This window comes from Streptomyces sp. NPDC059895 (assembly GCF_042731035.1).
GTDB lineage: Bacteria > Actinomycetota > Actinomycetes > Streptomycetales > Streptomycetaceae > Streptomyces.
Genome location: NZ_JBHWKO010000034.1, coordinates 68,273 through 93,009, shown reverse-complemented (window position 1 = coordinate 93,009; position 24,737 = coordinate 68,273). Strand labels below are relative to the sequence as shown.

26 protein-coding genes, 1 tRNA gene and 1 pseudogene are annotated in these 24,737 nt (G+C 72.8%); 9 read left to right on the top strand and 19 right to left on the bottom strand.

All coding sequences use genetic code 11. The features are described 5' to 3' along the window. Positions 1–220 precede the first annotated feature (220 nt). The 8 genes from ACFV9M_RS30435 to ACFV9M_RS30400 form a co-directional block, all read right to left on the bottom strand. The gene (locus ACFV9M_RS30435) at positions 221–1,135 is read right to left on the bottom strand and encodes an RNA polymerase sigma factor SigF (protein WP_385077007.1); all 915 of its coding nucleotides are present in this window, start codon (positions 1,133–1,135) and stop codon (positions 221–223) included. Positions 1,136–1,450: 315 nt separating this feature from the next. After that, the gene (locus ACFV9M_RS30430) at positions 1,451–2,308 is read right to left on the bottom strand and encodes an RNA polymerase sigma factor SigF (RefSeq protein ID WP_385077004.1); all 858 of its coding nucleotides are present in this window, start codon (positions 2,306–2,308) and stop codon (positions 1,451–1,453) included. 534 nt (positions 2,309–2,842) lie between these two features. After that, a complete protein-coding gene (locus tag ACFV9M_RS30425) occupies positions 2,843–3,136 on the bottom strand; it encodes a Dabb family protein (RefSeq protein ID WP_385077001.1) in 294 nt (97 codons plus the stop codon). Between the two features lie 43 nt (positions 3,137–3,179). Then, a complete protein-coding gene (locus ACFV9M_RS30420) occupies positions 3,180–3,356 on the bottom strand; it encodes a hypothetical protein (RefSeq protein WP_385076999.1) in 177 nt (58 codons plus the stop codon). Positions 3,357–3,497: 141 nt separating this feature from the next. Further along, a tRNA-Ser gene (locus ACFV9M_RS30415) sits at positions 3,498–3,582 on the bottom strand. 45 nt (positions 3,583–3,627) lie between these two features. Next, positions 3,628–4,059, bottom strand: coding sequence for a tRNA adenosine(34) deaminase TadA (gene tadA / locus ACFV9M_RS30410; protein WP_385077018.1), 432 nt, complete (start codon positions 4,057–4,059; stop codon positions 3,628–3,630). A gap of 203 nt (positions 4,060–4,262) precedes the next feature. Further along, positions 4,263–4,784 (bottom strand): hypothetical protein, encoded by a 522-nt coding sequence (locus ACFV9M_RS30405; protein ID WP_385077015.1) that lies wholly within the window; start codon positions 4,782–4,784, stop codon positions 4,263–4,265. A 325-nt stretch (positions 4,785–5,109) separates the two neighbouring features. Further along, positions 5,110–5,304 carry a hypothetical protein gene (locus tag ACFV9M_RS30400; RefSeq protein ID WP_385076996.1) on the bottom strand — a complete coding sequence of 65 codons (195 nt, stop codon included), beginning with the start codon at positions 5,302–5,304 and terminating at the stop codon, positions 5,110–5,112. 137 nt (positions 5,305–5,441) lie between these two features. Here ACFV9M_RS30400 and upp point away from each other — a divergent pair, with 137 nt between their 5' ends. Beyond that, positions 5,442–6,077: a uracil phosphoribosyltransferase gene (gene upp / locus ACFV9M_RS30395; RefSeq protein ID WP_385076994.1), complete on the top strand. Its 636-nt coding sequence runs from the start codon at positions 5,442–5,444 to the stop codon at positions 6,075–6,077. A 192-nt stretch (positions 6,078–6,269) separates the two neighbouring features. Here the strand turns inward: upp and ACFV9M_RS30390 are convergent, their stop codons facing one another. Together ACFV9M_RS30390 and ACFV9M_RS30385 are read right to left on the bottom strand one after the other, a co-directional pair. Next, on the bottom strand, positions 6,270–6,908 hold the full coding sequence (locus ACFV9M_RS30390) for a LytR C-terminal domain-containing protein (protein ID WP_385076991.1): 639 nt from the start codon (positions 6,906–6,908) through the stop codon (positions 6,270–6,272). A 187-nt stretch (positions 6,909–7,095) separates the two neighbouring features. Then, positions 7,096–7,392: a type II toxin-antitoxin system VapB family antitoxin gene (locus ACFV9M_RS30385; RefSeq protein ID WP_004943146.1), complete on the bottom strand. Its 297-nt coding sequence runs from the start codon at positions 7,390–7,392 to the stop codon at positions 7,096–7,098. 105 nt (positions 7,393–7,497) lie between these two features. Here ACFV9M_RS30385 and ACFV9M_RS30380 point away from each other — a divergent pair. Then, a pseudogene (locus ACFV9M_RS30380) lies at positions 7,498–8,779 on the top strand (helicase HerA-like domain-containing protein). 27 nt (positions 8,780–8,806) lie between these two features. Here the strand turns inward: ACFV9M_RS30380 and ACFV9M_RS30375 are convergent. The 3 genes from ACFV9M_RS30375 to ACFV9M_RS30365 all read right to left on the bottom strand — a co-directional run bounded on the left by ACFV9M_RS30375 (position 8,807) and on the right by ACFV9M_RS30365 (position 10,028). Continuing rightward, positions 8,807–8,941 (bottom strand): hypothetical protein, encoded by a 135-nt coding sequence (locus tag ACFV9M_RS30375; protein ID WP_385076988.1) that lies wholly within the window; start codon positions 8,939–8,941, stop codon positions 8,807–8,809. A 73-nt stretch (positions 8,942–9,014) separates the two neighbouring features. Further along, positions 9,015–9,347 (bottom strand): hypothetical protein, encoded by a 333-nt coding sequence (locus ACFV9M_RS30370; protein ID WP_385076986.1) that lies wholly within the window; start codon positions 9,345–9,347, stop codon positions 9,015–9,017. A gap of 84 nt (positions 9,348–9,431) precedes the next feature. Next, entirely contained in the window at positions 9,432–10,028 is a 597-nt protein-coding gene (locus ACFV9M_RS30365; RefSeq protein WP_385076983.1) for an HhH-GPD-type base excision DNA repair protein, read from the bottom strand. Positions 10,029–10,473: 445 nt separating this feature from the next. Between ACFV9M_RS30365 and ACFV9M_RS30360 the strand changes: the two genes are divergently transcribed. The 5 genes from ACFV9M_RS30360 (at position 10,474) to ACFV9M_RS30340 (ending at position 16,923) form a co-directional block, all read left to right on the top strand. Further along, complete coding sequence (locus tag ACFV9M_RS30360; protein WP_385076980.1) at positions 10,474–12,603, top strand: penicillin acylase family protein; 2,130 nt, start codon at positions 10,474–10,476, stop codon at positions 12,601–12,603. A 151-nt stretch (positions 12,604–12,754) separates the two neighbouring features. Continuing rightward, entirely contained in the window at positions 12,755–13,405 is a 651-nt protein-coding gene (locus ACFV9M_RS30355; protein WP_385077013.1) for a GNAT family N-acetyltransferase, read from the top strand. Between the two features lie 47 nt (positions 13,406–13,452). Then, positions 13,453–13,893 (top strand): cupin domain-containing protein, encoded by a 441-nt coding sequence (locus ACFV9M_RS30350; RefSeq protein ID WP_385102580.1) that lies wholly within the window; start codon positions 13,453–13,455, stop codon positions 13,891–13,893. Continuing rightward, the gene (locus tag ACFV9M_RS30345; RefSeq protein ID WP_385076977.1) at positions 13,890–14,654 is read left to right on the top strand and encodes an SDR family NAD(P)-dependent oxidoreductase; all 765 of its coding nucleotides are present in this window, start codon (positions 13,890–13,892) and stop codon (positions 14,652–14,654) included. The genes ACFV9M_RS30350 and ACFV9M_RS30345 overlap by 4 nt, the downstream gene beginning before the upstream one ends. 283 nt (positions 14,655–14,937) lie before the next feature. Then, on the top strand, positions 14,938–16,923 hold the full coding sequence (locus ACFV9M_RS30340; RefSeq protein ID WP_385076974.1) for a copper resistance protein CopC: 1,986 nt from the start codon (positions 14,938–14,940) through the stop codon (positions 16,921–16,923). Positions 16,924–16,957: 34 nt separating this feature from the next. Here ACFV9M_RS30340 and ACFV9M_RS30335 read toward each other — a convergent pair whose 3' ends face one another. From ACFV9M_RS30335 to ACFV9M_RS30310, 6 genes are all read right to left on the bottom strand, one after another. Next, on the bottom strand, positions 16,958–17,329 hold the full coding sequence (locus tag ACFV9M_RS30335) for an STAS domain-containing protein (protein WP_385076971.1): 372 nt from the start codon (positions 17,327–17,329) through the stop codon (positions 16,958–16,960). 261 nt (positions 17,330–17,590) lie between these two features. Further along, a complete protein-coding gene (locus tag ACFV9M_RS30330; protein ID WP_385076968.1) occupies positions 17,591–17,866 on the bottom strand; it encodes a hypothetical protein in 276 nt (91 codons plus the stop codon). A gap of 5 nt (positions 17,867–17,871) precedes the next feature. Then, the gene (locus tag ACFV9M_RS30325; protein ID WP_385076965.1) at positions 17,872–18,474 is read right to left on the bottom strand and encodes a DUF5994 family protein; all 603 of its coding nucleotides are present in this window, start codon (positions 18,472–18,474) and stop codon (positions 17,872–17,874) included. Positions 18,475–18,667: 193 nt separating this feature from the next. Continuing rightward, the gene (locus ACFV9M_RS30320; protein ID WP_385076963.1) at positions 18,668–18,976 is read right to left on the bottom strand and encodes a hypothetical protein; all 309 of its coding nucleotides are present in this window, start codon (positions 18,974–18,976) and stop codon (positions 18,668–18,670) included. Between the two features lie 421 nt (positions 18,977–19,397). Continuing rightward, positions 19,398–20,639, bottom strand: coding sequence for an SWIM zinc finger family protein (locus tag ACFV9M_RS30315; protein WP_385076960.1), 1,242 nt, complete (start codon positions 20,637–20,639; stop codon positions 19,398–19,400). Then, positions 20,636–23,428 (bottom strand): SNF2-related protein, encoded by a 2,793-nt coding sequence (locus ACFV9M_RS30310; protein WP_385076958.1) that lies wholly within the window; start codon positions 23,426–23,428, stop codon positions 20,636–20,638. Before ACFV9M_RS30310 ends, ACFV9M_RS30315 begins: the two co-directional genes overlap by 4 nt. A 438-nt stretch (positions 23,429–23,866) precedes the next feature. Here ACFV9M_RS30310 and ACFV9M_RS30305 point away from each other — a divergent pair, with 438 nt between their 5' ends. Both ACFV9M_RS30305 and ACFV9M_RS30300 read left to right on the top strand, forming a co-directional pair. Next, positions 23,867–24,115, top strand: a complete 249-nt coding sequence (locus tag ACFV9M_RS30305; protein WP_316771341.1) for a hypothetical protein — start codon at positions 23,867–23,869, stop codon at positions 24,113–24,115. Further along, positions 24,112–24,513, top strand: a complete 402-nt coding sequence (locus tag ACFV9M_RS30300) for a DNA-binding protein (RefSeq protein ID WP_385076954.1) — start codon at positions 24,112–24,114, stop codon at positions 24,511–24,513. Before ACFV9M_RS30305 ends, ACFV9M_RS30300 begins: the two co-directional genes overlap by 4 nt. Positions 24,514–24,737: the final 224 nt, after the last annotated feature.

Below are 24,737 nucleotides of genomic sequence, written 5' to 3'. Positions count from 1 at the left end.
CCCTCGCACGACGAAGGCCGCCGACGCGCCCGGTACGGCGCGTCGGCGGCCCTGTCGTGCTGTCCGTCCCGGCGGAACTCTCTCGGAGCCTCTCGGTGGAGCAGTTCGTCGGAGCTTCTCGGCGGAGCAGTTCCTCGGAGCTTCTCGGCGAGCCGCCCGTCGGAGCGGTTCGCCGGCGGTTTCCGTCTGGTCGGAGATCTGGTCGGAGTTGGTCGGAGATCTAGTCGGAGATCAGGCCCTCGCGGAGCTGGGACAGTGTGCGGGTCAGCAGCCGGGAGACGTGCATCTGGGAGATGCCGACCTCCTCGCCGATCTGCGACTGGGTCATGTTGGCGAAGAAGCGCAGCATGATGATGCGGCGCTCACGGGGCGGGAGCTTGGCCAGCAGCGGCTTCAGCGACTCCCGGTACTCGACGCCCTCCAGGGCGGTGTCCTCGTAGCCGAGGCGGTCGGCCAGGGAGCCCTCGCCGCCGTCGTCCTCGGGGGCCGGGGAGTCCAGGGACGAGGCCGTGTAGGCGTTGCCGACGGCCAGGCCGTCCACCACGTCCTCCTCCGACACGCCCAGCACGGCGGCGAGTTCGGCGACCGTCGGGGAGCGGTCCAGCTTCTGGGAGAGCTCGTCGCTGGCCTTCGTCAGGGCCAGGCGGAGCTCCTGGAGGCGGCGCGGCACGCGCACCGACCACGAGGTGTCGCGGAAGAAGCGCTTGATCTCGCCCACGACCGTCGGCATCGCGAACGTCGGGAACTCCACGCCCCGTTCGCAGTCGAAGCGGTCGATCGCCTTGATCAGGCCGATGGTGCCGACCTGGACGATGTCCTCCATCGGCTCGTTGCGCGAGCGGAACCGGGCCGCGGCGTAGCGCACGAGCGGGAGGTTGAGCTCGATGAGCGTGTCCCGGACGTAGGCGCGCTCGGGGCTGTCCTCGGCGAGGGCGGCCAGTCGCAGGAACAGGGAGCGGGACAGGGTGCGGGTGTCGATGGCCCCCGTGGTGGCCGGGAGGGCCGGGGCCGGCGCGGCCTCGAGGGCCGTGACGTCGTCGAGCAGGTCGGGCTCGACGGGCGTGACGGGCTCGACGGGCGCGGACTCGCTCTTCGTGAGCGTGAGCACCTTCGAGCTGCCCTGGTCTGCGGACATGCCACCCCCTTTGGGTCGCGGGACGGTCGCGGCGGACTCTCCCGGAGAGGAAGGTCAGCCTTCACCTGAATACCGGAGCCGAAGCCTCGGCAAACGCGCTTCCCGCAGAATGTCACATGTCGGCAACACGCTGTAGTGACATGTCGACATCCTGGTAATGAATCGGCCCTGGAAAAAGGGGGTGTGACGGTGTTTCAGCCCGGATCTGTCGGGATCCGCCGAGGTGAGCGATTCGCTCACACCGGTGAGCGATCGATCCGGCGTTCGGTTACGGATCACCACCCGGACGGCCTACGTGCCGGGGCCGCCGATCCGTCAGGCGTCGATCCGGTTCGCCGAGCGCAGCCGCTGGAAGCTGCGCGCCAGGAGCCGTGAGACGTGCATCTGGGAGACGCCGAGCTCCGCGCTGATCTGTGACTGGGTCAGGTTGCTGTAGTAGCGCAGCAGCAGGATCCGCTGTTCCCGTTCCGGGAGCTGGACCAGCAGGTGGCGGACCAGGTCGCGGTGCTCCACCCCGTCCAGCGCCGGGTCCTCGTAGCCGAGGCGGTCCAGCAGGCCGGGCAGCCCGTCACCCTCCTGCGCGGCCTCCAGGGAGGTGGCGTGGTACGACCGGCCCGCCTCGATGCAGGAGAGCACCTCCTCCTCGCTGATCCGCAGCCGCTCGGCGATCTCGGCCGTGGTCGGGGTGCGGCCGAAGCAGGTGGTGAGGTCCTCGGTCGCGCTGTTGACCTGCACCCACAGTTCGTGCAGCCGGCGTGGCACGTGGACCGTGCGGACGTTGTCGCGGAAGTACCGCTTGATCTCGCCGACGACGGTCGGCATCGCGAACGTCGGGAACTGGACGCCCCGGTCCGGGTCGAACCGGTCGATGGCGTTGATCAGGCCGATCGTGCCGACCTGGACGACGTCCTCCATCGGCTCGTTGCGGGAGCGGAAGCGGGCGGCCGCGTAGCGCACGAGCGGGAGGTTGGCCTCGATGAGCGCCCCGCGCACCCGGTCGTGCTCCGGCGTGCCCGGCTGGAGCTCCTTGAGCTGGGCGAAGAGCACCTGGGTCAGTGCCCGGGTGTCTGCGCCGCGACGCTTCTCCGGAACAGGGGCGGGCGCGGGTGCCTCCTCCTGGGGCGGCGCAGTACTGGCCGACACGGTCAACGCCACCTCTTCATCGGTCCTCATCGGTCTTTGCCGGGCTGCATCGGAACGTCATCGGCCCACTCATCCATCAAAAGCGGTCATAGCATCACAAGACATGTGCACTGTGTGCAAGCACCCCATAAGTCCGTGTTGAGCGACAAGTTGAGGTGCGGCCGGGGGCGGGGGCGGTAGTGAGCTGAGGGGCGTAGTGGGGTGGTGGGGGTGGAGGGGCTTGGCGGGGTGGTGGGGGGTGGTGGGGGTGGTGGGGGTGGAGGGACGTGGTGGCGGGATGGGGGTGGTGGGGGTGGTGGGGGTGGAGGGACGTGGTGGCGGGATGGGGGTGGTGGGGGTGGTGGGGGTGGAGGGGCGTCGTGGGGCCGGAGGGGCGCGGGCAGGCGAAAGCCCTCCGCTGTTGCGGCGGAGGGCTCGGGGCGCGCATTGAGGGGCGCTGGGTGGGCGGCGGCGCGTGCGCGCCGGGTCTGTGCCCGGGTCTGTGCCCGGGTCTGTGCCCGGGTCTCTGCCCGGGTTTGCGCCCGGTGGGTGGCGCGTGGGCGGCGCGGTGCGGCGCCGAGCGGTCTAGAACTCGTAGTCGGCGACCACCCAGGTGGCGAACTCGCGCCACAGGGCGACGCCCGCCTGGTGGGCCGGGTGCTCGAGGTACCGCTTCAGGGCGTCGGCGTCGTCGACCGCCGAGTTGATCGCGAAGTCGTAGGCGATCGGGCGCTCGCTGATGTTCCAGCCCAGCTCCCAGAAGCGCAGCTCCTCGATCCGGTCGCCCAGGGCCCGGAAGGCCGCCTCCCCCTGCACGACCCGGGGGTCGTCGCGCTCGACGCCCTCGTTGAGCTTGAAGAGGACCAGGTGGCGGATCATGGGCACTCCCAGCGTTGTGCGACGGCTCCGGCCGCCCCTTCCGCTACTGCGCCCCGTCGGCGAGCCAGGTGAAGAAGTCGCCGATGGCCTTCGCGGCGTCCGATATGCCCTCGAACCCTATCTGGACGTAGTCCGCGGCCTTGGCCGGGTCCGTGATGATCACGTAGAGCACGAAGACCACGAGTAGGTAGACGGCGATCTTCTTTGCGTTCACCGCCACCGCGGCCTCCCCTGTGAGTACTGCCTGCGGGGCGTTGCGTGCTGCGCTGCGGGCCCCCTGTCGCCGGGCGCGAGTGTAACCGTCATGTCGTCCGAAGACGATGAAGGGCCCGGTCCAACGGACCGGGCCCTTCACTTCGAGCGGTAGCGGAGGGATTTGAACCCTCGGTGACTTGCGCCACACTCGCTTTCGAGGCGAGCTCCTTCGGCCGCTCGGACACGCTACCGAGGGAGACCTTACAGCACGGCGGGCACTGCTTCTAAATCGGTTCTCAGCGGGAGCGGAAGAACTCGGTGAGCAGCTCCGCGCACGGGTCCGCGAGGACGCCCTCGATCACTTCGGGGCGGTGGTTGAGCCGGCGGTCGCGGACGACGTCCCAGAGGGAGCCGGCCGCGCCCGCCTTGTCGTCGCGGGCGCCGTAGACGACCCGGTCCACGCGGGACTGGACGAGGGCGCCCGCGCACATCGTGCAGGGTTCCAGCGTGACGACGAGGGTGCAGCCGGTCAGGCGCCACTCACCCACACGCGCGGCGGCCCGCCGCAGGGCGAGGACCTCCGCGTGGGCCGTCGGGTCGCCGCCGGCCTCCCGCTCGTTGCGGCCGGTCGCGAGGACGGTCGTGCCGTCGGCGGCCAGCACGACGGCACCGACGGGAACGTCCCCGCCCCGGCCGGCCCGGACGGCCTCCTCCAGGGCGAGCCGCATCGCGGCCCGCCAGGGGTCGCGCACGGGGTCGGGGTCGGGGTCGGGGGCGTGTCCCCGTTCGGTGTCGCGTGCGGGGTCACCGGCGCGTACGGGACCGGGATCCCGCACGGGGCCGGCATCGGGTACGGGGCCGGGGGCCACGGAGGTCTCGACGGCCTCGGTGGCCCTGTCGGCCTCGGTGCCCCGACGCGGGTCGGGTGCGGTCAGCGGACGGTCTCCAGGACCTCCGAGGCACCCAGGGCCTCGGCGATCTCGGTGAGCGCGTCCTCCGACAGCGACTTCAGCTCCTTCTCGCTGACGCCGAGGTCGTCGAGGACGGCGGCGTCACCGACCGGGCCGTGCGGTACGGCCTCGGCGGCGGAACCGTCGTCCTCGTCGTCGTCGTCCTCGCCGTCCTCGGTGCCGTCGAGGTCGAGGGAGTCGAGGTCGTCACCGGAGTCCGTGTCCCGGCCGAGCAGTTCGTCGGTGAGCAGGATCTCGCCGTACGAGCTGCGGGCGGCAGCGGCGGCGTCGGAGACGTAGATGCGAGGGTCCTCCTCGCCGTCGATGCGGACGACCCCGAACCACGAGTCCTCCTGCTCGATGAGCACGAGCACCGTGTCTTCGTCGGGAGAGGCTTCCCGGGCCAGGTCGGCCAGATCCGACAGGGTCTCCACATCGTCGAGCTCTGTGTCGCTCGCTTCCCACCCGTCTTCGGTGCGCGCGAGCAGTGCGGCGAAGTACACCGTGACTCTCCCACTGGTCATAGGCGTGCCGGTTGGGGGTCCCCCCGGCGGAGGTTATGGGCGGGGAGAGCTGTGCTCCGAGCCCCACCCACTCGGAATCGTGGCAGAAACAAGGCGTCCAGGGGACGTCTTCGGCTCCCTGTGTCCGGCTGTTTTGATCGCGGGTCGGCGCGTACGTCGGTGCGCACGTCCGCAAGCAACTCACCAGCGCACTCGTTGCCGCCACGTGCGGATCGTACGCGGCTTTCGGATGCGTCCACGCACGCCCACCCCCGCAACGCCGAACACGTCGGCGATCTTTTCCGTGCGGGCAACGGGCGGGCGGCTACCAGCGGAACGTTCGCATGCGCATCGCGTGTCGCAGGCGGGCGGTCTTGGCGCGGCGGGGCTGGACCCGGTCGCGCAGCTCGCGGGCCTCGGCGAGTTCGCGCAGGAACCGGGCGCGTCGTCGGCGGCGCTCGGCGTCCGTCTCCGGCGGCTCGCCCGCGTCGCGCGCCGCGCGGTCTGGCAGGTCAGGCATAGGTCCACCACCCTGGTCCGTCCCCACCACCTTCCCCCCGACGGGGGGATTGATGCCAGCGAACGGCCCCATCAGGGGGGAGAGGGTCACCGTGCGTGCGGACGCCGGGCCGGTGGGGCCCGGTTACTGTTGTGGACATGCGTCTCCACGTCGTCGACCACCCCCTGGTCGCCCACAAGCTCACCACGCTGCGCGACCAGCGCACGGACTCCGCCACCTTCCGCCGTCTCGCCGACGAGCTGGTCACCCTGCTGGCCTACGAGGCCACCCGCGACGTGCGGACCGAACAGGTCGACATCACCACCCCGGTCGCCACGACCACCGGCGTCAAGCTCTCCCACCCGCGTCCGCTGGTCGTGCCGATCCTGCGGGCCGGCCTCGGCATGCTTGACGGCATGGTCCGGCTGCTGCCGACCGCCGAGGTGGGCTTCCTGGGCATGATCCGCAACGAGGAGACGCTGGAGGCGTCCACGTACGCCACGCGCATGCCGGAGGACCTCTCCGGCCGCCAGGTGTACGTCCTGGACCCGATGCTGGCCACCGGCGGCACGCTGGTCGCGGCGATCCGCGAGCTGATCCGGCGCGGTGCCGATGACGTCACCGCGGTGGTGCTGCTGGCCGCGCCGGAGGGCGTGGAGCTGATGGAGCGCGAACTGGCGGGCGCCCCGGTCACCGTCGTCACGGCAGCCGTCGACGACCACCTCAACGAGCTCGGCTACATCGTCCCCGGTCTGGGCGACGCGGGGGACCGGCTGTACGGGTCCGCGGAGTAGCTTCCGGCCGGGGGTGGCCGGGGGTGGCCGGGGGTGGCCGGGGGTGGCCGGGGGTGGGCCGGGGGCGGCCATGGGCGGTCGAGGTAGTCGGGGCGGCCGGGAGCGGCCGGGGGCGGCCTGGATCTGCCGGGGGTAGCCGGGGCGGCCGAGGGTTGCCGGGTGCCGGCGGTCCGGCCGGTGAGCGACTGTGCGTCAGCAGTGCTTCTTCGGGGTCGCCGTGGGCTGGGGCGCGGTCAGGGCGGTCAGCGCCTGGGTGGCCTGCGCCTGGCCGGTCAGCGCCTTGAAGCCGTTGCCCAGGATCAGATCGATCGCGGTGCCCGTGCGGGCGGCGTCGGTGCGGCGCTCGGCGGTCGTGAGCTGGGTGGCGAGGACGGGCAGCGAGGTGTTCAGCGAGGACGCCGGGCCGAGCAGTACGCCGGTGCCGGCGACCTTCTTGTCGTACTGCTTGCCGGCGTTGCCGACCTCGCCGATGGTGAAGCCGCGCTTCTTCAGTTCGTCGGCGGTGGTCTTGGCGAGGCCGCTGCGGGTGGTGGCGTTGAGGACGTTCACGGTGATCTGCGCGGGCCGGGGCAGTGCGGCGGGGGAAGTGGTGGCCGCGGACCCGGACTTGACCGGGCAGGCGGTCCCGGAGCCGGCCGCCGAGGCCTCGCCGCCGCCGGAGAAGACGTCGATGAGCTGCACCGTGCCCCACCCGGCCACGCCGAGCACGGCCCCGCAGCCGACGACCACGCCGACCAGCCGCCCGCGCCGCCGATGGGGCCGCATCCTGGGGTACTTGTCCCCCGTGATCCGGTACTTGCCGCCCATGCCGGGGGGAGTCAGCATGCTCATGAGCGCAGCGTAGTGGCCCTGGGCGGCCGTGCCTACTAGATGATCATTCGACACCGTGCAGGACGACCCGAAAGGGTCAACCGGGAAACGGCTGAGGGTCGCCCGGGAGTCGGCCGGGGGCCGGCTGAGGATCCCCTGGGTGCGGACTGAGGGCGAGCGGCCGGGGGCTCAGTCCCCAGCGGGGGGCTCAGTCCAGTTCGAGGACGCGTGCGTGGAGTACCTGGCGCTGCTGGAGGGCGGCGCGTACCGCGCGGTGCAGGCCGTCCTCGAGGTAGAGGTCGCCCTGCCACTTCACGACGTGGGCGAAGAGGTCGCCGTAGAACGTCGAGTCCTCGGCGAGGAGCGTCTCCAGGTCGAGCTGCTGTTTGGTGGTCACCAGTTGATCGAGGCGGACCGGGCGCGGCGCGACGTCCGCCCACTGGCGGGTGCTTTCCCGGCCGTGGTCGGGGTACGGCCGGCCGTTTCCGATGCGCTTGAAGATCACACGGAAAGCCTACCGGGCCTGACGTTCCGGGCGCAGCCATGGCGACCGAGTGCGACGCTGAAAAAGACGTGGCGAACAAGGGCAAAAGGGAACGAGGGGCTCTCGATGCATGCGCCGACCAGTGCCGCCGAGATCGCCGCCGGGTACGCCTTCGCCGGCCCGGCCCTCGAACTGGGCGCGCTCCTGTGGGACGGGGTGTGCGAGCCCGACGGGCGCGTCCGCGTCCCCTTGCCGCTGCTCAACCGGCACGGCCTGGTCGCGGGCGCCACCGGCACCGGCAAGACCAAGACGCTCCAGCTTCTCGCCGAGCAGCTCTCCGCGCACGGCGTGCCCGTCTTCCTCGCGGACGTCAAGGGCGACCTGTCGGGCATCTCGGCGCCGGGCGCTCCGGACGCCAAGGTCGCCTCCCGCTGCGCCGAGGTCGGCCAGGAGTGGCGGCCGGCCGGCTTCCCGGCCGAGTTCTACGCCCTCGGCGGCCTGGGTGAGGGCGTCCCCGTCCGGGCCACGATCACCGGTTTCGGCCCGCTCCTGCTGTCCAAGGTGCTCCAGCTCAACCGGACCCAGGAGCAGTCCCTCGGCCTGGTCCTCCACTACGCGGACCAGAAGGGACTGGAGCTGGTCGACCTCAAGGACCTGCGGTCGGTCGTCGCCTTCCTCACCTCCGACGAGGGCAAGGGGGAGCTGAGGAACCTCGGCGGCCTGCCGTCGGCCACGGCCGGGGTGATCCTCCGTTCCCTCACCGCCTTCGAGGCGCAGGGCATGGCCGGGTTCTCGCGTGTTCTTCGTCACGCAGCCCCCCAAGGACGTGCCCGCCGACGTCCTCGCCCAGCTAGGCAACCGTGTCCAGCACGCCCTGCGCGCGTTCACCCCGGACGCCCAGAAGGCGCTCAGGGCCAGGGTGAAGACCTTCCCGGACTCGGCGTACGACCTGGAGGAACTCCTCACCGGCCTGGGCACCGGCGAGGCCGTCGTCACCGTCCTCGGTGAGAACGGCGCCCCGACCCCCGTCGCCGCGACCCGCCTGCGCTCCCCCGAGTCCCTGATGGGCCCGGTCGACGGGGCGGTCCTCGACCGGGCGGTGAAGGCGTCCCCGCTGTACGAGCGGTATGCACAGGCTGTGGACAGAGAGTCGGCGTACGAGAGACTGGCGGCCCAGGTGGAGGCGGGGGCGGAGGCGGGGGCGGAGGCGGGTTCGGCGCCGCAGCTGCCGGGGTCGAAGCCTGGCCCGCAGCCGCAGCCGCGGTCGGCGTCCGAGGGCGACGAGCCCTCCGTCGTCGAACAGGTCGTCGGCAGCCAAGTGTTCCGGTCGCTCGCGCGGTCCATCGGCACGCGGATCGGCCGGGAGATCACCCGCTCCCTCTTCGGCACCGCGCGGCGGAGGCGGTAGCCCGCACGGCCCGCCTCCGCCGGAGCGTCAGCGGCCCCGGTCGTTCCTCGGGGCCTGCTGCGGCTTCTCCTGGTCGGTGACCTTCAGCTGCGGCTTCGGCGTACTGCGCACGGCCTCGGCGCGCAGCAGGGCGCGCAGGACCGCGTAGGGGTCGATGGGCATGGCTGGTTCCCTCGCATGTTCCTCGCGTGGTGCTGGCTGGTCTCTGCCCGGCCGGGTGGCGGGCGGAGGCCGGTCAGCAGCGCAGGACGACGGTGCGCAGGGCGTCCAGGGTGTCCGGGGCGTACGGCGCTCCGTGCGACGGGGGGACGCGGCGGCCCGGGGGGACGGGGGGCGTCGGCGTGCGCCCGGGCGTGGCGCGCGGCGGCGGGGCGACCGTGCGGTGGGAGCCGCCCGCGGTGGGACGCGGCGCCGTGTCCAGGGCGTCGAACTCGAACGTCTCCGAGGCGGCGGCCACGGGCGGTGCAGCGGCCGTCTCGGCGGGGGCGCCCGGCATCAGGACGACGAGCAGCAGCACGACGACCCGTAGCCAGGCGCGGCCGAACGGGAGGCTTCGTGTGCTGCTCATGGGAGGTGGTCTCCCCGCGACACGCCGACCGTTCAGCATGGTGGGCGCGAGAACCGCCCGTTCGGCTCACAGGAGACCGAGGCGTCAGCCGCCCGAGGACTGCTTCCTGGCCTTGGCGGCCGCCTTCATCTCCTGCTTGTGCGCCCGCACCTTGGCCAGCGACTCCGGCCCGGTGATGTCGGCGACGGAACGGAAGGAGCCGGACTCGCCGTAGGCGCCGGCCGCCTCCCGCCAGCCCTTCGGCCGCACGCCGAGCTGCTTGCCGAGGAGCGCGAGGAAGATCTGGGCCTTCTGCTTGCCGAAGCCGGGCAGTTCCTCCAGCCGTGCGAGCAGCTCCGTGCCGGTGCCGATGCCCTCCCAGACGGCGCTCGCGTCACCGTCGTAGTGCTCGACCAGGTACTGGCACAGCTGCTGGATGCGCTTGGCCATGGAGCCCGGGTAGCGGTGCACCGCCGGCTTCTCGGAGAGCAGGGCGGCGAAGGCCTCCGGGTCCCGGGCGGCGATCTCGTGCGCGTCGAGATCGCCGGCGCCCAGCCGGTCGGCGATCGTCCGGGGCCCCTTGAACGCCCACTCCATGGGCACTTGCTGGTCCAGCAGCATCCCGACCAGCGCGGCGAGCGGCGAGCGCCCGAGCAGCGCGTCGGCCTCGGGGTCCTGGGCGAGGTGAAGTGTGACGTCCATGGTCCGATCATCCCGCGCGCGGGGGCGGCGTGCCCGCCGGGCCCCGGGTGGGCGGGCCTCGGCCCGCCCGCCCGTACCCGCCTGTACCCACCCGTACCCGCCGGGGCGCGCCGACGAGCAGGCCGCCGTCGGTGAGGTGCGGCCTGCGGTGGTGGGCCTGCGGCGGTGCGTCTGCGGTGGTGGGCCTGCGGTGGTGGGCCTGCGGTGGTGGGCCTGCGGCGGTGCGCCTGCGGCGGTGCGCCTGTGACAGTGCGCCTGCGACAGCGCGAGGTGGCGTCCTCGGCGCCCGTGACGGCGGGGGAGAAGTCCTTCGCCCGCATCGACGCGAGGACCGCGCCTTCCCGACCCCGACCCCGCCCCAGCGCCATGGCCCCTTCACCCCTCACGTACGATTTCTGCACGAATTGTTAGGTAAGGCTTACCTAAAGATATGAGGAGCTGCAGGGTGACGAGCGAGACCGACCTTCCTGGCGGCGTCTTCCGGGACCCCTGGGGCATTCCGCACCTGCGCGCCGGCAGCGCCCGGGACCTCGCCCGCCTCCAGGGACGGGTGACCGCGCGCGACCGCGCCTGGCAGCTGGAGGTCGAACGCCACCGCGTCCGCGGCACCTCGGCGTCCTTCCTCGGCCCCGAGGCCCTCTCCTGGGACCGCTTCGTGCGCCGTGCCCGCCTCGACGACACGGCCCGGCGCTGCTTCACCACCCTGGAGGAGCGGGACCCGGAGACCGCCGAATGGGTACGCGCCTACGTCGACGGCGTCAACGAAGGCCTGGACGGCGTCAACGAGGGCCTGGACGGCGCCGGCGAAGGTCTCGACGGCGCCGGTGCCCCGGCCCCCGAGTTCGCGCGCGTCGGCCTCGCCCCCGGCCGCTGGGAGCCCTGGACCCCGCTCGCCGTCTGGCTCTCCACCCACATCCTCTTCGCCGGGTTCCCGGCCAAGCTCTGGCGCGAGGAGGCCGTCCGCCACCTCGGTCCGGACGCCGTCGGGCTGTTCGCCACCGACGGCCCCGGCACCTCCGGAAGCAACGGCTGGCTGGTCGCCGGCGAGCGCACCCGCACCGGGCAGGCCGTCATCGCCGGTGATCCGCACCGTTTCGTCGAGGACCCCGGCGTCTACCAGCAGATCCGGCTGGCCTGCGACGAGTTCGACGTCGTCGGGCTCGCCGTGCCGGGCGTCCCCGGCATCGCCCACTTCGGGCACACCGGCACGGTCGCCTGGGCCATCACCAACGCCATGGCCGACTACCAGGACCTCTACCGCGAACGGCTGCGCCGCACCGGCGCCGGCGTCGAGGCCCTCGGCCCGGACGGCAGCTGGCGGCGCGTCGCCCGGCACACCGAACTGGTCCGCGTGGCGGGCGAGGAGACCGTCGAGGTGGAGGTCCTGGAGACCGAGCGCGGCCCGGTGATCGCCGGCGGCCCGGAGGGCCTCGACGACGGCACCCCGCTCGCCCTCGCCCTGCGCTACCCGCCCCGCGTCACCGGCGACCTGGGCTTCGGCGCCCTGCTGCCCCTGCTGCGCGCCCGCCGGGTCGCCGACGTGGACCGCGCCTTCGACGTCTGGGCCGAGCCCGTCAACGTCGTCCAGGCCGCCGACACCGAGGGCGGGCTGCTGCACCGGGTCGCGGGCCGCGTACCGGTCCGCTCCGAGGCCAACCGCACCCGGCTGGTGGCGGCCTGGGAACCCGGCCACGAGTGGACCGGCTGGCACGAGACCCCCCGCGCCGGGCTCACCGACGGCATCGCCGTCATGGCCAACCAGCGCGGCCCCGCCGGCCCGCTCGGCGTCGAGTTCGCCCCGCCCCACCGCGCCGACCGCATCCGGGAACTGCTGGACCGGCGCCGCGACTGGTCCGCGGCCGACATGCCCGGGATCCACATGGACACCCACCTGGCGTCCGCGGCCCCCCTGCTGGACCACCTCGCCGCCCTGGACGACCTGACCGGCCCGGCGGCCGACCTGCGCGAGCACCTCCTGCGCTGGGACCGCCACATGGACGCCGGCAGCCAGGAGGCCGCACGGTACGCGGCCCTGCGCGGCGCGCTCGTCCGCCGCCTCGCCGCCCAGCCGGCCTTCGCGCCGCTGACCGCCCCGCCCGCCTACCCCGACGTCTTCCTGCCCTGGCTGGCCCTGCTCCCCCGCGTCGGCTTCGCCCTCGAACACCTCCTGCGCGCCGAGGAGCTGTACGGCATCGACCGGACCGCCCTGGTCCGGGAGGCCGTCGAGGAGGTCGCCGGGCAGCCGGCCGCCCGCTGGGGCGACACGCACCGCCTCGCCCCCTGGCGGGCCCTGCCCGACCCCGAGCAGGAGGCCCCGGCCCTCTCCGGCGACCACGACTGCGTGCTGTGCACCTCCGCCGTGCCCGGCTGGACCGACCTCGCCGCCCGCGGCCCGGCCGCCCGCTACGTCTGGGACCTGGCCCGCCGCGAGGACAGCTCCTGGGTCGTGCCCTACGGTGCCGACGGCCGCCCCGACAGCCCCCACCACCACGACCAGCTGCCCCTCTGGCTCACGGGCGAGCTGGCCCCGGTCGTCACCGACTGGGCGCAGCTGAAGAAGGAGAGCGATGTCTGACAGCCCCGGCTCCGGGACCACGCCCGAGCACCCGTCCGAGACCATGCACGGGACCGCGTCCGGACAGCCGTCCGAGATCATGCACGGGACCGCGTCCGGACAGCCGTCCGAGATCATGCACGGGACCGCGTCCGGACAGCCGTCCGAGATCATGCACGGGACAGCGTCCGGACAGCCGTCCGGGCACCCCTCCCAGAACGGGTCCGAGCGCCCGTCCACCTACGTGTTCGAGCGGAAGGCCGACGGCTTCGGCACCGTCGGCATCCGGCCCCTCGACGCCGAGGGGGACGCGGACGTCGTCCACGGCTGGGTGCGTGAGGAGCGGGCCGCGTTCTGGGGCATGACCGGTCTGACGCGCGACCAGGTCGCCGAGGTCTACGCCCACATGGCCGGCCTGGACACCCACCACGCCTTCCTCGCCGAGCTGGACGGCACCCCGGTGGCCCTGTTCCAGACGTACGAGCCCACGGAGGACCGGGTCAGCGAGTGCTACGTGGTCGAGCCCGGGGACATCGGCATCCACCTGCTCCTCGCGCCGGCCGGCGGCGACGGCCCGCGACCGGGCTGGACGTCGGCACTGCTGGACGTCTTCACGGCGTACGCGCTGATCGGGCTGGACCGGCGGCGGATCGTGGTGGACCCGGACGTGCGCAACGAGAAGGCGGTCGGCCGTTTCCTGCGGCACGGATTCGAGGCGGGGCCGCTCGTCACCCTGCCGGAGATCGACCTGCCCGACGTGTACCTGCCGGAGAAGAAGGCTCAACTGGCCTTCCTCCGCCGGGAGGTAGCCTTCCCCGGGTGACCTCTCCAGGCCCGGTGACCCCCGAAGACCTCGTCGCCCACTACGGGATGGAGCCGATCCCCCGCGAGGGCGGACTGTTCCGCCGTAGCTGGACCGGCCCCGAGGGGCCGGACGGCCGGGCCGCCGGTTCCGCGATCGTCGCCCTGCTCACCGCGGACGACTTCTCGGCCCTGCACCGCCTGCCCGCCGACGAGGTCTGGCACCACTACCTGGGCGACCCGCTGGAGCTGCTGCTCCTCGCCCCCGACGGGTCCTCCCGGACGGCCGTGCTCGGCCCGGACGTCCTCGGTGGCCAGCATCCGCAGCTCACCGTCCCCGCGCGCACCTGGATGGGCGCGCGGGTCACCGCGGGCGGCGCCTGGACGTTCTTCGGATGCACCATGGCCCCCGGGTTCACCTACGGGGACTACGAGCACGGCGACGCGGCCGACCTCACGGCGCGCCACCCGGACCGGGCGGCCCTGATCACGGAACTCTGCCGTCCATGACGTTGCTGTCGGGCCAGGTGGCCCTGGTCACGGGAGCGAGCGGTGGACTCGGCCGGGGGATCGCGCTGCGGTTCGCACAGGAGGGGGCGGACGTGGCGCTGCACTGCCACCGGGGCCTGGAGGCGGCGCGTGACGCCGCCCGCGCGGTCGTCGGGACGGGCCGCCGGGCGGTCGTCCTCCAGGCCGACCTGGCCCGTCCCGAGGAGTGCCGGCGGCTCGTGCGGGAGGCCGCCGAGTGGGGCGGCGGACGGCTGACCGCCCTGGTCAACAACGCGGGCGTACAGCCCGTCCAGGCACTGGCGGACATGTCCGACGCCGACTGGCGGACCGTCCTCGACACCAACCTGACCAGCGTCTTCTCCTGCACCCAGGCCGCCGCCGCGGTCATGCGCGGACAGGACGGCGGCGGCACCGTCACCCACATCGCCTCGGTCGAGGCCGGACGGCCCGCCGAGCACCACGCCCACTACGCCACCTCGAAGGCGGCGGTCGTGACGCACGCCCGCGCGGCGGCACGGGAGTACGGCTCCTGGGGCATCCGCGTCAACACCGTCTCGCCCGGCCTGATCGAACGGGAGGGCCTCGCCGAGGCCTGGCCCGAGGGCGTGCGGCGGTGGCGCGAGGCGGTCGCCGTCGGCCGGCTGGGCCGCCCGGAGGACGTCGGCGACGCCTGCGTCTTCCTCGCCTCCCCGCTCGCCTCCTGGATCACCGGCCACGACCTGGTGGTGGACGGCGGGGTCTCGGCCCGGCCGTCGTGGTGAGCAGGACCGGTCCGCCGTCCGTACGTATCCCCGAGCACACGAGTCCGAGGTACGGAGCGGTTGCGTGAGCGAAGGGCACGACGACGGACGGCGGGACGGGACGACGGCGACCTCGAGAACCCCGGGAGCCCCGGGAGCCCCGGGAGCCGCACGGTCGACCGGCAAGGGCCTCGGAGGCGGCCCGAGCGGCACAGGCACCGGGACGGCGGGACCACGAGACCGGCGAGACCGGCGAGGCAGGCGAGACCGGCGAGGCAGGCGAGGCCGGCGGCTTCAGGGGCTGGTGCTGCTTGGCGCCCTGCTGGTCCTGCTCCTCCTCCCGGGCGCGGGCCGGGCATCCGCCCACGCAGCCCTCCGCGACACCGACCCCGCCGACGGATCCGTCGTCCGGGCCGCGCCCCGCGCCCTCACCCTGACCTTCACCGAGTCCGTCGGCCTGCTCGACGACTCCCTCCGCGTCCTCGACCCCGACAACCGGCGCGTCGAGACGGGCCCGGCACGGCACGCGCAGGGCCGGGCGGACACCGCGCGGATCACCCTGCCCCCCACGCTCGGCGACGGCACCTACACGGTGGCCTGGCGGGTGGTGTCCGCCGACAGCCACCCGATCGGCGGCGCCTTCACCTTCTCCGTCGGCGCACCGTCCGCGACCCGCGCCACCCTGCCCGCCGGCCCCGCCGAGGACCCGGCCACCGCCGGCCTCTTCAAGATCGGCCGCTATCTGGCGTACGGCGCGGCGGCCGTCCTCATCGGTACGGCGGCGTTCCTCGCCGTCTGCCGCCCGCCGGACCCCCGCCCCCTGCGCCGACCGCTGCTCGCGGGCTGGGCCGTCCTCACCGGCTCGACCGTCCTGCTGCTCCTGCTGCGCGCCCCCTACGAGACGGGCGCGGGCCCGGCCCAGGCGCTGGACCCGTCCGGCCTGACCCGCACCCTGACCGGCCGCCCCGGCCTCGCCCTGGCGGTACGGCTGGCCCTGCTGGCCGTGGCCGCCGTCCTCCTCGTACAGCAGCGCGGGCGCGAGCGGATCCCCCGGACGGCCCTCGCCGCCGGCGCCGTCCTCGCCGTGGCCCTCGCCCTGACCTGGGCGGCCGCCGAACACGCGTCGGCCGGCATCCAGGTCCCGGCGGCGATGGCGTCGTCGGTGCTGCACCTGCTGGCGACGGCGGCCTGGCTCGGTGGCCTGACGGCCCTGCTGACCCTGCTCCGCCGGGACGCCCTCCCGGCCCGCGTGGCGGCCCGCTTCTCCCGACTGGCCGCCGCCTCGGTCGCCGTCCTGGCGGTCACCGGCGTCTACCAGTCCTGGCGCGGCCTCGGCTCCCTCGGCGCGCTGACGGACACCCCGTACGGCCGGCTCCTGCTCGCCAAGCTGGCCGCGGTGGCACTGCTCCTCACGGCGGGCGCGCTGTCCCGGCGATGGACCGCCCGGCTGGCGGAGACGGAGGACGGGACGCGGATGCGGTCGAAGACATCGGCGACGACGACAACGACAACGACGGCCACGGCGACGGTGACCGCGGCGACGGTGACCGCGGCGACGGCAACGACGGTGACGGTGACCGCGACGGCGACGGAGACCGCGGCGACGGCGAAGACGCCGGTGACGGCGGCAGCACACGCGGGTACGACCCCCCGGGCACAGGTGCGGGACCGAGTCCCGCAGCCCTCCGGCGGCCACCTCTCCCCGCCGGACACACCCCCGCCCGGCGAGCCGCCGCTGACCCCGTCCGAGGAACAGTCCCTCACCCCGCCCGATGGCCCGTCCCTCACCCCGCCCGAGGACGCCCACCGCCGTGCCCTGCGGCGTTCCGTCCTGGCCGAGGTCGTCGTCTCCGTGGTGGTGCTCGGGCTCACCACCGTGCTGACGGGCACCCTGCCGGCCCGCGCGGAGGCCGAGGCGGCCACCGCCGAGCGGTCCACCGGCCTGCCCGTCGCCTCCGTCACCACGGTCCCCTTCGACGCCGGCGCCACCGGCGGCCGCGGCACGGTACAGATCACCCTCGATCCCGGCCGCGTGGGGAGCAACTCGGTCCAGGCCGTGGTCTACGGCCCCGACGGCGGTTTCGCCGCCGTCCCCGAACTCCGCGTCGCGTTCACCCTCCCCGGCCAGGACATCGGCCCCCTCGACGCCAGGCTCACCGACCGCGGTGGCTACTGGACCGCGACCTCCTTCACCCTGCCCCTCCCCGGCACCTGGGAGATGAAGGTGACGGTACGGACGTCGGAGATCGACCAGGTGAGCGAGACGGCGAGGGTGCGGATCGTACGGTGAGCGGAGTGGTCCCCCACGAACACCGCCGGGACCGTCACGGTGCACCTGTCGGGACAGCGGGTGTCCGACGCTCTGATTGCCGTGCGGCGTGGAACGAGTCGAGGAGAAATCCGGAGCCGGTGATGTCGAGGATGCGGGTCATGGCCGGCGGCGGATGGTGCAGTCGCAGGGTCGTTCCGGCCTCGGTGGCGAGCCGCGACGCCAGGAGGAAGGCGTTGAGGCCGCTGGCGTCACAGAAGGTGACCCCTGTGAGGTCGACGTCGACGCTACGGATGCCGTCGCGCAGGCATGCGGCCACTGCGGCGCGCACGAGCGGGGCCGTGGCCAGGTCGATCTCTCCTGCGAGGGTGATCAGGGCGCGGGTGTCGTGGTCGTGGCGACGGACGTTCAGCTGGGGAAGGGCCATGGCTCCTCGGTTCGGACGTCCCGTCGAAGCGCCGCGCGCGACAGGGCCGGATCCCGGCCTCGTGGCATGCCGCCGTGAAGGGCGTGAGTGGTGACGCGGGGTACGGGCGTGCAAGGGGTGTACGGGCTGCTCGCGCTCCCCTCTGCATCGTCCGCGATGTCGTCGCCGTCCTGACCGGCCGAAGCCGTCGCGACGCGTGCGGGCGAGCCGGTCGTCAGCGGGGAAGCCGGTGTCATCCACCCGCCTGACGGGGAATGAGGCTCATCCCCTTCCCCCGCGGGTGCGGTGCCCGGCGCGCAGCCGCCCGCGTCCGCCGTCGTCGTCGCGATGGCCGGGGCGGGCGCCGCTGCCGCTCGCCCGCGCCCGGTCACGCGGCCTACGGGGGACCGGCGGGGCGGGCCCCGCGACAGGCATTCCGTAGCGGGCGTAGTGGAAAGCGGCGATCCGGTCGCTGTGCTGGGCGTTGAGCAGGTGGATGAGGAGCACGCCCAGGGCGATCAGCGCAAGGATCGCGACCACGGTCACGAAGGTCTCCATGGTGTTCACCGCCCCGCCGGCTGAAGCGGCAGCGCTGCGGTGACGGCCGGGATCCGTGGCCGCACGGCCGCATCGCGGGCCGCGTGTCCTCCTTCGGAGTCCCAGACCGCCGTCGCCGTCGCCGCCACCGCCCGGTCCGTCTCGGACACCGTTCGCAGCCGGGCCGCCTCCTCCACCAACCGGCTCGCGGTCGACGTCGCCCTCGGGTCGCTCGCGGCGGCCATCAGCCAGGCGGCCGGGGCGGGTGCCGTCTGCGGCGGGATCACCAGCAGGTTCCAGCGGCCCACGTGGTACGAGAGCAGCAGCAGCTCGTGCGGATCCTGCTCGGGAAGGAACCAGCCGACGTTCACGACATGCCCGGCGACGGGCACCTTGCGCGGGACGACCGGCCAGTGGGTGGGATTCACCGTGACCCGGGTGATCCGCCCCCACAGCGGATCCAGTACGGCGGTCAGGGCGGGGAGTTCCGCCATCAGATCGCGGGAACGGGGCCACCAGGCGCCGTCCAGCAGAGCCGGTGCGGAACCGACGGGAGCGAGCGACAGGCGGAGAGAGGGCGAGGAGCGCCGGTCTTCCCGTGTCGGCGAGGGGGAGATGGTCGCAGTCATGACGCGGACCCTGCCCCGGACCGGCGACAGCCGGCCCGGCTTATTAGATCGCCGAAAACGACACGGGCGTGGAAGCCGGTGCGCGAAATATCCTCGGTGATTTCAGCGTACTCCCCGGACAGGCCGAAGGGCCCGCACGGCCGACAGGTGTCCCTGACGGGGCGATCGACCCGATCACGGGTTGGGAACCCGCTCAGGTGGTTGCGAGGATCAGGCTCAGTGCCAGCAAGGCGAGTCCCCCCACGGCGATGACGCTGCCCATGAACTTGAAGAATCCGGGGCCGAGGCTCTCGGTGTCCGCGAGGCTCAGATCGCCTGTGCGCCGGCCCCTCAGTTCCAGGGCAGCTCGTCTTCGCGCCAACGTTGCGTCAACGGCACCGCGCAGGTTGAAGGCCCACCTTGCTCCGACGCAGACGGCTGCGGCTCCCAGGGCCGCGAGGAAGATCAGGACCCCTGTCGGGTCGGATGAGGCGGCAGCCGATGTCGTGACGATCATGAACATGGCGCGCAGCATCGCATCCGGCCGAACCGGATGTCGGCAGATCGGTGAACTGAGACGGAAACCGAGACGGAAACCGAGACGGAAACCGAGACGGAAACCGAGACGGAAACCGAGACGGACAACGTCGAAGGGCCCCACCGCGAACGGTGGGGCCCTTCGACATCGTGCCCGGTGTGGCACTGGCGGAGGATACGAGATTCGAACTCGTGAGGGGTTGCCCCCAACACGCTTTCCCAATGTTCGTCTGGGGGTCCTGGGGTGTGCGGGGGCGTTCTGGCCTGCGGTGCAGCTGGTCCGGGCGGGGGTTCTGAACGGTGCTGTACGCCGGTGAATGCAACCAGAACTGCAACTACGGAAGTGGGAGCAGCGTGAGTGTGTCCAGCTTCTGCTCGTGGTTCCTGGCCAGCGGGGAATCGCCTCCTTACTTCCCGTTCCGCGACCAGGCCGCGGTGAGCGCGGTGACCGGGTCACTGTCGGCTGGTGCCGTGGGCCACCATTCGCCGTCGCCGTCGTCGTCCCGGAGGTAGGGGTACCAGCGGGCGTCAGGGCCCAGACGCAGCTGGATGCCGTGGTGGGTGAGGGTGAGGCGGTTGCGCCAGGTTCTGAGGTGTGTGGGGGAGTCGGTCATCTCGGCGAGGGCCGCGTCCACGGCGGTACGGGCGGTCTTCATCACCGTCGGATCGGGGGCGTAGGCCTGTTCGGCGACGATGATGCCCGTGGGACCGCCGTGACGCCAGGCGCGGGTGAGACGTGCGAAGGCAGTGGGTTTGGCGCCGGTGTTCTGGATCAGGTGGTGGAACCACTCAGGTCCGGGGTTGCTTGCGGCGATGCGGACGGCGTCCTGGTGCTGGGTCAGGTGCAGGTCGGCGGTGTCGCCCGCGAGGAGCCGGGCGGCGCGCGCGGTGGCATCGGCCATGAGGCGTGCCAGGTCCGCGGCGGCCAGGCCGGTGCCGGGGGGCGGGGCGACGGGCAATGCTGTGGTGTAGGCGGCGGGTTCCGGGAGTTCGGGCAGTGCGGGGGGCTCTTCGGCCCAGTGGGCGTACGCGGCGGCGGCCGGGGTGCCGGCAGGTGCCGGTGGGGCGGCGGTCTCCTGCGCTGCCGTACGGCGTGCGCGTAGCTGGGCGAAGACCTCCTCGCGACCGCGGCCGCGCAGCGTGAAGAGAACGAATGGGTCGGTGTCGATGGTGGCGGCGATGGCGTAGCAGAGCGCGGCGGCGTGCTTGCAGGGGTGTCCCCAGTCGGGGCAGGAGCACTCCGGATCGAGCTCGGTGGGCAGTGGGAGCAGTGGGACGCCTGCGTGCCGGGCGTCGTCTACGAGTTCGGCGGACATCTCGTCGTCGAGAAGTGCCGCGAGATGTCCGGCGCGGGCCGCGATCGTGTCGAACAGGGCGTCCCACTGGGGGTCGGTGAGGACGGGCAGGTGGACGGCGCAGCGGTAGGGGCGGGGCCTGCTGCCCTGGACGGCGGCTTTGACCTGGCCGGGGGCGATGGTGACGGCGCCGACCATGCCCTGGCGTGCGTAGGTGCGTCCGCGGGACAGGCGTCCCGAGTCCAGGGTGGAGTCCTCCAGGGCCGTCACCCATGCCTGGCCCCACCAGGTCGCGGCGAAGGCATGCCTGCCGCGGGCGGGCGCGCGGCGCTGGCCGGGAAACGAAGGGCTCATGTCTGCCTCCCCAGGGCGACGAGTTCGGCGAGGTCGGCATCGGACAGTTCGGTCAGGGCGGCCTCACCGGAGCCGACGACGGCGTCGGCGAGCGCGCGCTTGGACTCGAGAAGCTTCGCCACCTTGTCCTCCACGGTGCCCTCCGCGAGGAGTTTGTGGACCTGTACGGGCTTGTCCTGGCCGATGCGGTAGGCGCGGTCGGTGGCCTGGTCTTCGACGGCCGGGTTCCACCAGCGGTCGTAGTGCACGACGTGGGTGGCGCGGGTGAGGTTGAGGCCGGTGCCCGCGGCCTTGAGGGAGAGCAGGAACACCGGCACCTCGCCGCGCTGGAAGCGGTCCACCATCTCCTCGCGCGCGGTGACGTGGGTACCGCCGTGCAGGAAGAGGGTGGGGACTCCTCGCTCTGCGAGGTGCTTCTCCAGCAGGGTCGCCATCTGCTTGTACTGGGTGAAGACCAGCACCGACTCGCCCTCGGCGGTGATGGTGTCGATCAGTTCGTCGAGCAGGTCGAGCTTGCCGGACCGGCCGCGCAGCGGTGTCGACTGGCGCAGGTACTGGGCGGGGTGGTTGCAGATCTGCTTCAGCGCGGTGAGGAGCTTCAGAACCAGACCGCGGCGGGCGATGCCCTCGGCTTCGGCGATCTTCGCCATGGTTTCGCGGACCACTGCCTCGTACAGGCTTGCCTGCTCTGCGGTCAGAGGTACGACGCGGTCGGTTTCGGTCTTGGCGGGCAGTTCGGGTGCGATGCCCGGGTCGGACTTCCTGCGGCGCAGCAGGAACGGGCGGACAAGACGGGACAGCCGGTCGGCAGCCTGTGGGTCCTCGCCCGACTCGATCGCTCGGGCGTGCCGGTCGCGGAAGGCCGTGAGCGGGCCGAGGAGTCCGGGGGTGGTCCAGTCGAGGAGCGCCCACAGTTCGGAAAGGTTGTTCTCCACGGGGGTGCCGGTGAGGGCGACGCGGGCGCGGGCGGGCAGGGCGCGCAGCTCACGGGCGGTGACGGCGTAGGGGTTCTTGACGTGCTGTGCCTCGTCGGCGGCGATCAGCGACCATGCGTGCTCGGTGAGGGTCTCCCGGTCGCGGCGCAGGACGCCGTAGGTGACCAGGACGATCTCGTCACCGGCGAGGTCCTTCAGGTGGCGGTCGCCGCCGTGGTAGCGGCGCACGGGGATGGAAGGCGCGAACCTGGCCGCCTCGCGCTGCCAGTTGCCGAGCAGGGAGGTGGGGCAGACGACGAGCGTGGGGCCGGCGGTGGCGGGGTCGGTCTGGCGGTGCAGGTGCAGAGCGAGCAGGGTGATGGTCTTGCCCAGGCCCATGTCGTCGGCGAGGCAGCCGCCGAGGCCGAGTGCGCACATCTCGGCCAGCCAGGCCAGGCCCCGCTTCTGGTACTCGCGCAACGTGCCCCTGAGCGCGGTGGGCTGGGGCACGGGGGTGCGGGACTCGGGATCGCGGATACGAGCGACCAAGTCGCCGAGCGCACCAACCGCCGCACAGGGGACCCGGTCACCGTCCTGCTCGGTCTCGCCGGTCAGCGCGGCGCTCAACGCCTCCATGGGGGTGAGCGGTTCCATCCGGCGTCGCTTGGCACGGGCCACCAGCTTCGGGTCGGCGACCACCCACTGGTCGCGAAGCCGGACGAGGGGACGGCGTGACTCTGCGAGAGCGTCCATCTCGGCCTCGGTGAGCGGCTCGCCGCCCAGGGAGATTTGCCAGCGGAAGTCGAGGAGTGCCTCGGTGTCCAGCAGGCCGCCCGCGGTGGAACCGGGGGCGGTGCGCTGCCCGATCTCCGCGGTCGCGGTGAGCGCCTTGACCAGGTCGCGCGGCCAGTGCACGTCGACACCGGCCGCGCGCAGCGCGTTCGTGGCGTCCCCGAGGAGATCGAAGGCTTCGTCGTCGGTCAACCGGAGCTGATCGGGAGCGGCATCGTTGAGCAGCCTCCGCAGCGGGTGCCAGGCGCGGGCGCCGCGGCGCAGGGCGAGAAGGGTCTCGCTGTCGGCGCGTGGGCCGAGCAGCCGCTCTACTTCGGTCGGCTCGCTCCAGAGTCGTGCGGCCTCGATGACGAGCGCCGGGTCCGCCGCGGTGTGCAGTTGCAGGACGGCACGGAACTGCCGTCGGCGTCCTGCAGGTACATCGACGCGCAGGGAGACACCGACCTCGGCGGTGAGCGCCGCCTGGGTTTCCTCGGCCCATTCACGCAAGGCGGGCACGGCGCGGGTCTCGCGCCAGGCGTACGGCAGCGCTCCCATGGCGAGCGGCGCGGCCGGCGTACGGACCAGATCATCGGCGACCGCGTCGCAGAACTGGCGTACCAGCGCAGCCGGTTCGGCGATCCGTACCGGAGCAGGGCCAGGCTCGGGCAGGCAGTGGGCGTGTGGCGGGAAGGCGGCGGCCAGGGCGTCCAGCGTCTGGCGCTGGGCGGCGGTGCAGGGACCCACCCGCCAGGTGTCGTAACCGGCGGGGGTGAGCGCCGGGTGGAGGCGGCCGTCGGCGAGCAGCCGCAGCGCGAAGCGAGTGGCGGCCTGCCAGGCGGCGCCGGAGGGATGCGTCGGCTCCGCATTGGCCAGGGCGGAGACAGCGACGGCGACAGGCAGCGCGTAACCCTCGACCCTGCGCCGCCTGACCGAGCGGCCGTGCGGCAGAACCAGCTCCACCGCCTCGGTCTCAAGGCCAGTGGGCGCCATACTGTCTCCGGCTGCTGCCCCGGTCGGCTTCCACAGCAGCAGCCGCCCGAGGCGGGCGGGCTCACCGGGCAGGAACACCGCCGCCCAGCCTGCGCCGAGTAGCTCCCTCACGAAGGCGGACGTTTCCTGCCGGGCCAGCGGCGGTGCGCTCTTCGCGCCCGTACTCGGCTCTCGTACGACGACTCGTGCCACTCTCTTCCGCCCTGTCGCTTGCCGGACCCTCCCCTGGCCCGCTCACTACCGAACCCCACCAGGCAACGTCACACGCTGGCAACCGCGGGCCTTGGCCTGACTGCCGGCGACAGCGCCACGACGGATATGCCGCTGCTGAACACACTGGTCCTCAACCGTACGGTGCGGCGCTACGGCGAGGCCATGAGCACCTGGGACCCAGCCGCGCTGAGAGGCGTTGATCGAAGAGGCCACCGTCGACGCCTACGGCGAGGATGAGCCCAGCTCACCGGCTTCTGGACCTGCCGCTGCCTGTTCCCGCCCCCGAGGGCTGGAAGAGGCAGCACGTAGCGCGCATACCGCAGTATGCTTGCGGCTATGGCAGACACCACGCGCATCACGGTGACACTCCCCACCGAGCAGGTGGCGGAGCTGAAGAAGATCACGGACAACATCTCCGGCTACGTGGCCGAAGCGGTCGCCAGGCAGATCCGGCACCAGCTCCTGGGGGCCGACCTGCGCAGCCATACAGACGAGCACGGGGCCTTCAGCGAGGAAGAGCTGGCCGAGGCGCGGGCGCGGATCTTCGGTACGACGCCGGCCGCCGGCGGCGCGAGCGCCGCGTGAGCGGGCACATTGAGACCTTCGTCCTGGACTGTGAGGGGCTGTCGGCCTGGGTGGCGCAGGACCGGAAGGTTCTGGCGATGTTCCAGGTGTTCCACGACATGGGAGCGGACCTTGTCGTCAGCGCCAACACCATCGTGGAGGTGAGCCACGCCAGGGTGAACCTGCCCCGACTGCAATGGGCGCTCTCCCGGGTCAAGGTGGAGCCGATCACGGAAGCGGCGGCGAAGGCGGCGGCACAACTGCTCAAGGGCGCCGGTCTGCACGGACACAAGTACGCGATCGACGCCACTGTCGCGGAAGTGGCCTTGCGCCAGCCTGGCCCGGTTGCCATCCTCACGTCGGATGTCGACGACATGACCCGGCTGTGCGGCAGCAAGGTCCGGATGATCGGGCTATGACCGGGCGATATCGTCCCGGGACCATGGACAGAGCCGCGTGGATCTGCCGAGAACCAGAGTCGCCGCAGGCCAGCCCGCGATGGGTGAACAACGCATCGACGGATACGGCCGCGTTCGGTGTCAAAGCTCCTCAGGGTCTTCGCCGGTCGCCCTGTAGGGCGTGAGCGTGCGCCTTGCCTGCTTGAGGAAACATCCTAAATGTCGCCTATAAGCGCAACCGAAAC

Excerpts from the sequence above, each read along its gene's own strand:
- ACFV9M_RS30305 (WP_316771341.1), top strand. The coding sequence starts at position 23,867 with ATGGCAGACACCACGCGCATCACGGTGACACTCCCCACCGAGCAGGTG.
- ACFV9M_RS30315 (WP_385076960.1), bottom strand. The coding sequence starts at position 20,639 with ATGAGCCCTTCGTTTCCCGGCCAGCGCCGCGCGCCCGCCCGCGGCAGG.
- tadA (WP_385077018.1), bottom strand. The coding sequence starts at position 4,059 with ATGCGGCTCGCCCTGGAGGAGGCCGTCCGGGCCGGCCGGGGCGGGGAC.
- ACFV9M_RS30350 (WP_385102580.1), top strand. The coding sequence starts at position 13,453 with ATGGAGCCGATCCCCCGCGAGGGCGGACTGTTCCGCCGTAGCTGGACC.
- ACFV9M_RS30400 (WP_385076996.1), bottom strand. The coding sequence starts at position 5,304 with ATGCCTGACCTGCCAGACCGCGCGGCGCGCGACGCGGGCGAGCCGCCG.
- ACFV9M_RS30425 (WP_385077001.1), bottom strand. The coding sequence starts at position 3,136 with ATGATCCGCCACCTGGTCCTCTTCAAGCTCAACGAGGGCGTCGAGCGC.
- upp (WP_385076994.1), top strand. The coding sequence starts at position 5,442 with ATGCGTCTCCACGTCGTCGACCACCCCCTGGTCGCCCACAAGCTCACC.
- ACFV9M_RS30330 (WP_385076968.1), bottom strand. The coding sequence starts at position 17,866 with ATGGAGACCTTCGTGACCGTGGTCGCGATCCTTGCGCTGATCGCCCTG.
- ACFV9M_RS30375 (WP_385076988.1), bottom strand. The coding sequence starts at position 8,941 with ATGCCCATCGACCCCTACGCGGTCCTGCGCGCCCTGCTGCGCGCCGAG.
- ACFV9M_RS30430 (WP_385077004.1), bottom strand. The coding sequence starts at position 2,308 with ATGAGGACCGATGAAGAGGTGGCGTTGACCGTGTCGGCCAGTACTGCG.
- ACFV9M_RS30320 (WP_385076963.1), bottom strand. The coding sequence starts at position 18,976 with ATGTTCATGATCGTCACGACATCGGCTGCCGCCTCATCCGACCCGACA.
- ACFV9M_RS30435 (WP_385077007.1), bottom strand. The coding sequence starts at position 1,135 with ATGTCCGCAGACCAGGGCAGCTCGAAGGTGCTCACGCTCACGAAGAGC.
- ACFV9M_RS30345 (WP_385076977.1), top strand. The coding sequence starts at position 13,890 with ATGACGTTGCTGTCGGGCCAGGTGGCCCTGGTCACGGGAGCGAGCGGT.
- ACFV9M_RS30370 (WP_385076986.1), bottom strand. The coding sequence starts at position 9,347 with ATGAGCAGCACACGAAGCCTCCCGTTCGGCCGCGCCTGGCTACGGGTC.
- ACFV9M_RS30355 (WP_385077013.1), top strand. The coding sequence starts at position 12,755 with ATGCACGGGACAGCGTCCGGACAGCCGTCCGGGCACCCCTCCCAGAAC.
- ACFV9M_RS30390 (WP_385076991.1), bottom strand. The coding sequence starts at position 6,908 with ATGAGCATGCTGACTCCCCCCGGCATGGGCGGCAAGTACCGGATCACG.
- ACFV9M_RS30335 (WP_385076971.1), bottom strand. The coding sequence starts at position 17,329 with ATGGCCCTTCCCCAGCTGAACGTCCGTCGCCACGACCACGACACCCGC.
- ACFV9M_RS30325 (WP_385076965.1), bottom strand. The coding sequence starts at position 18,474 with ATGACTGCGACCATCTCCCCCTCGCCGACACGGGAAGACCGGCGCTCC.
- ACFV9M_RS30365 (WP_385076983.1), bottom strand. The coding sequence starts at position 10,028 with ATGGACGTCACACTTCACCTCGCCCAGGACCCCGAGGCCGACGCGCTG.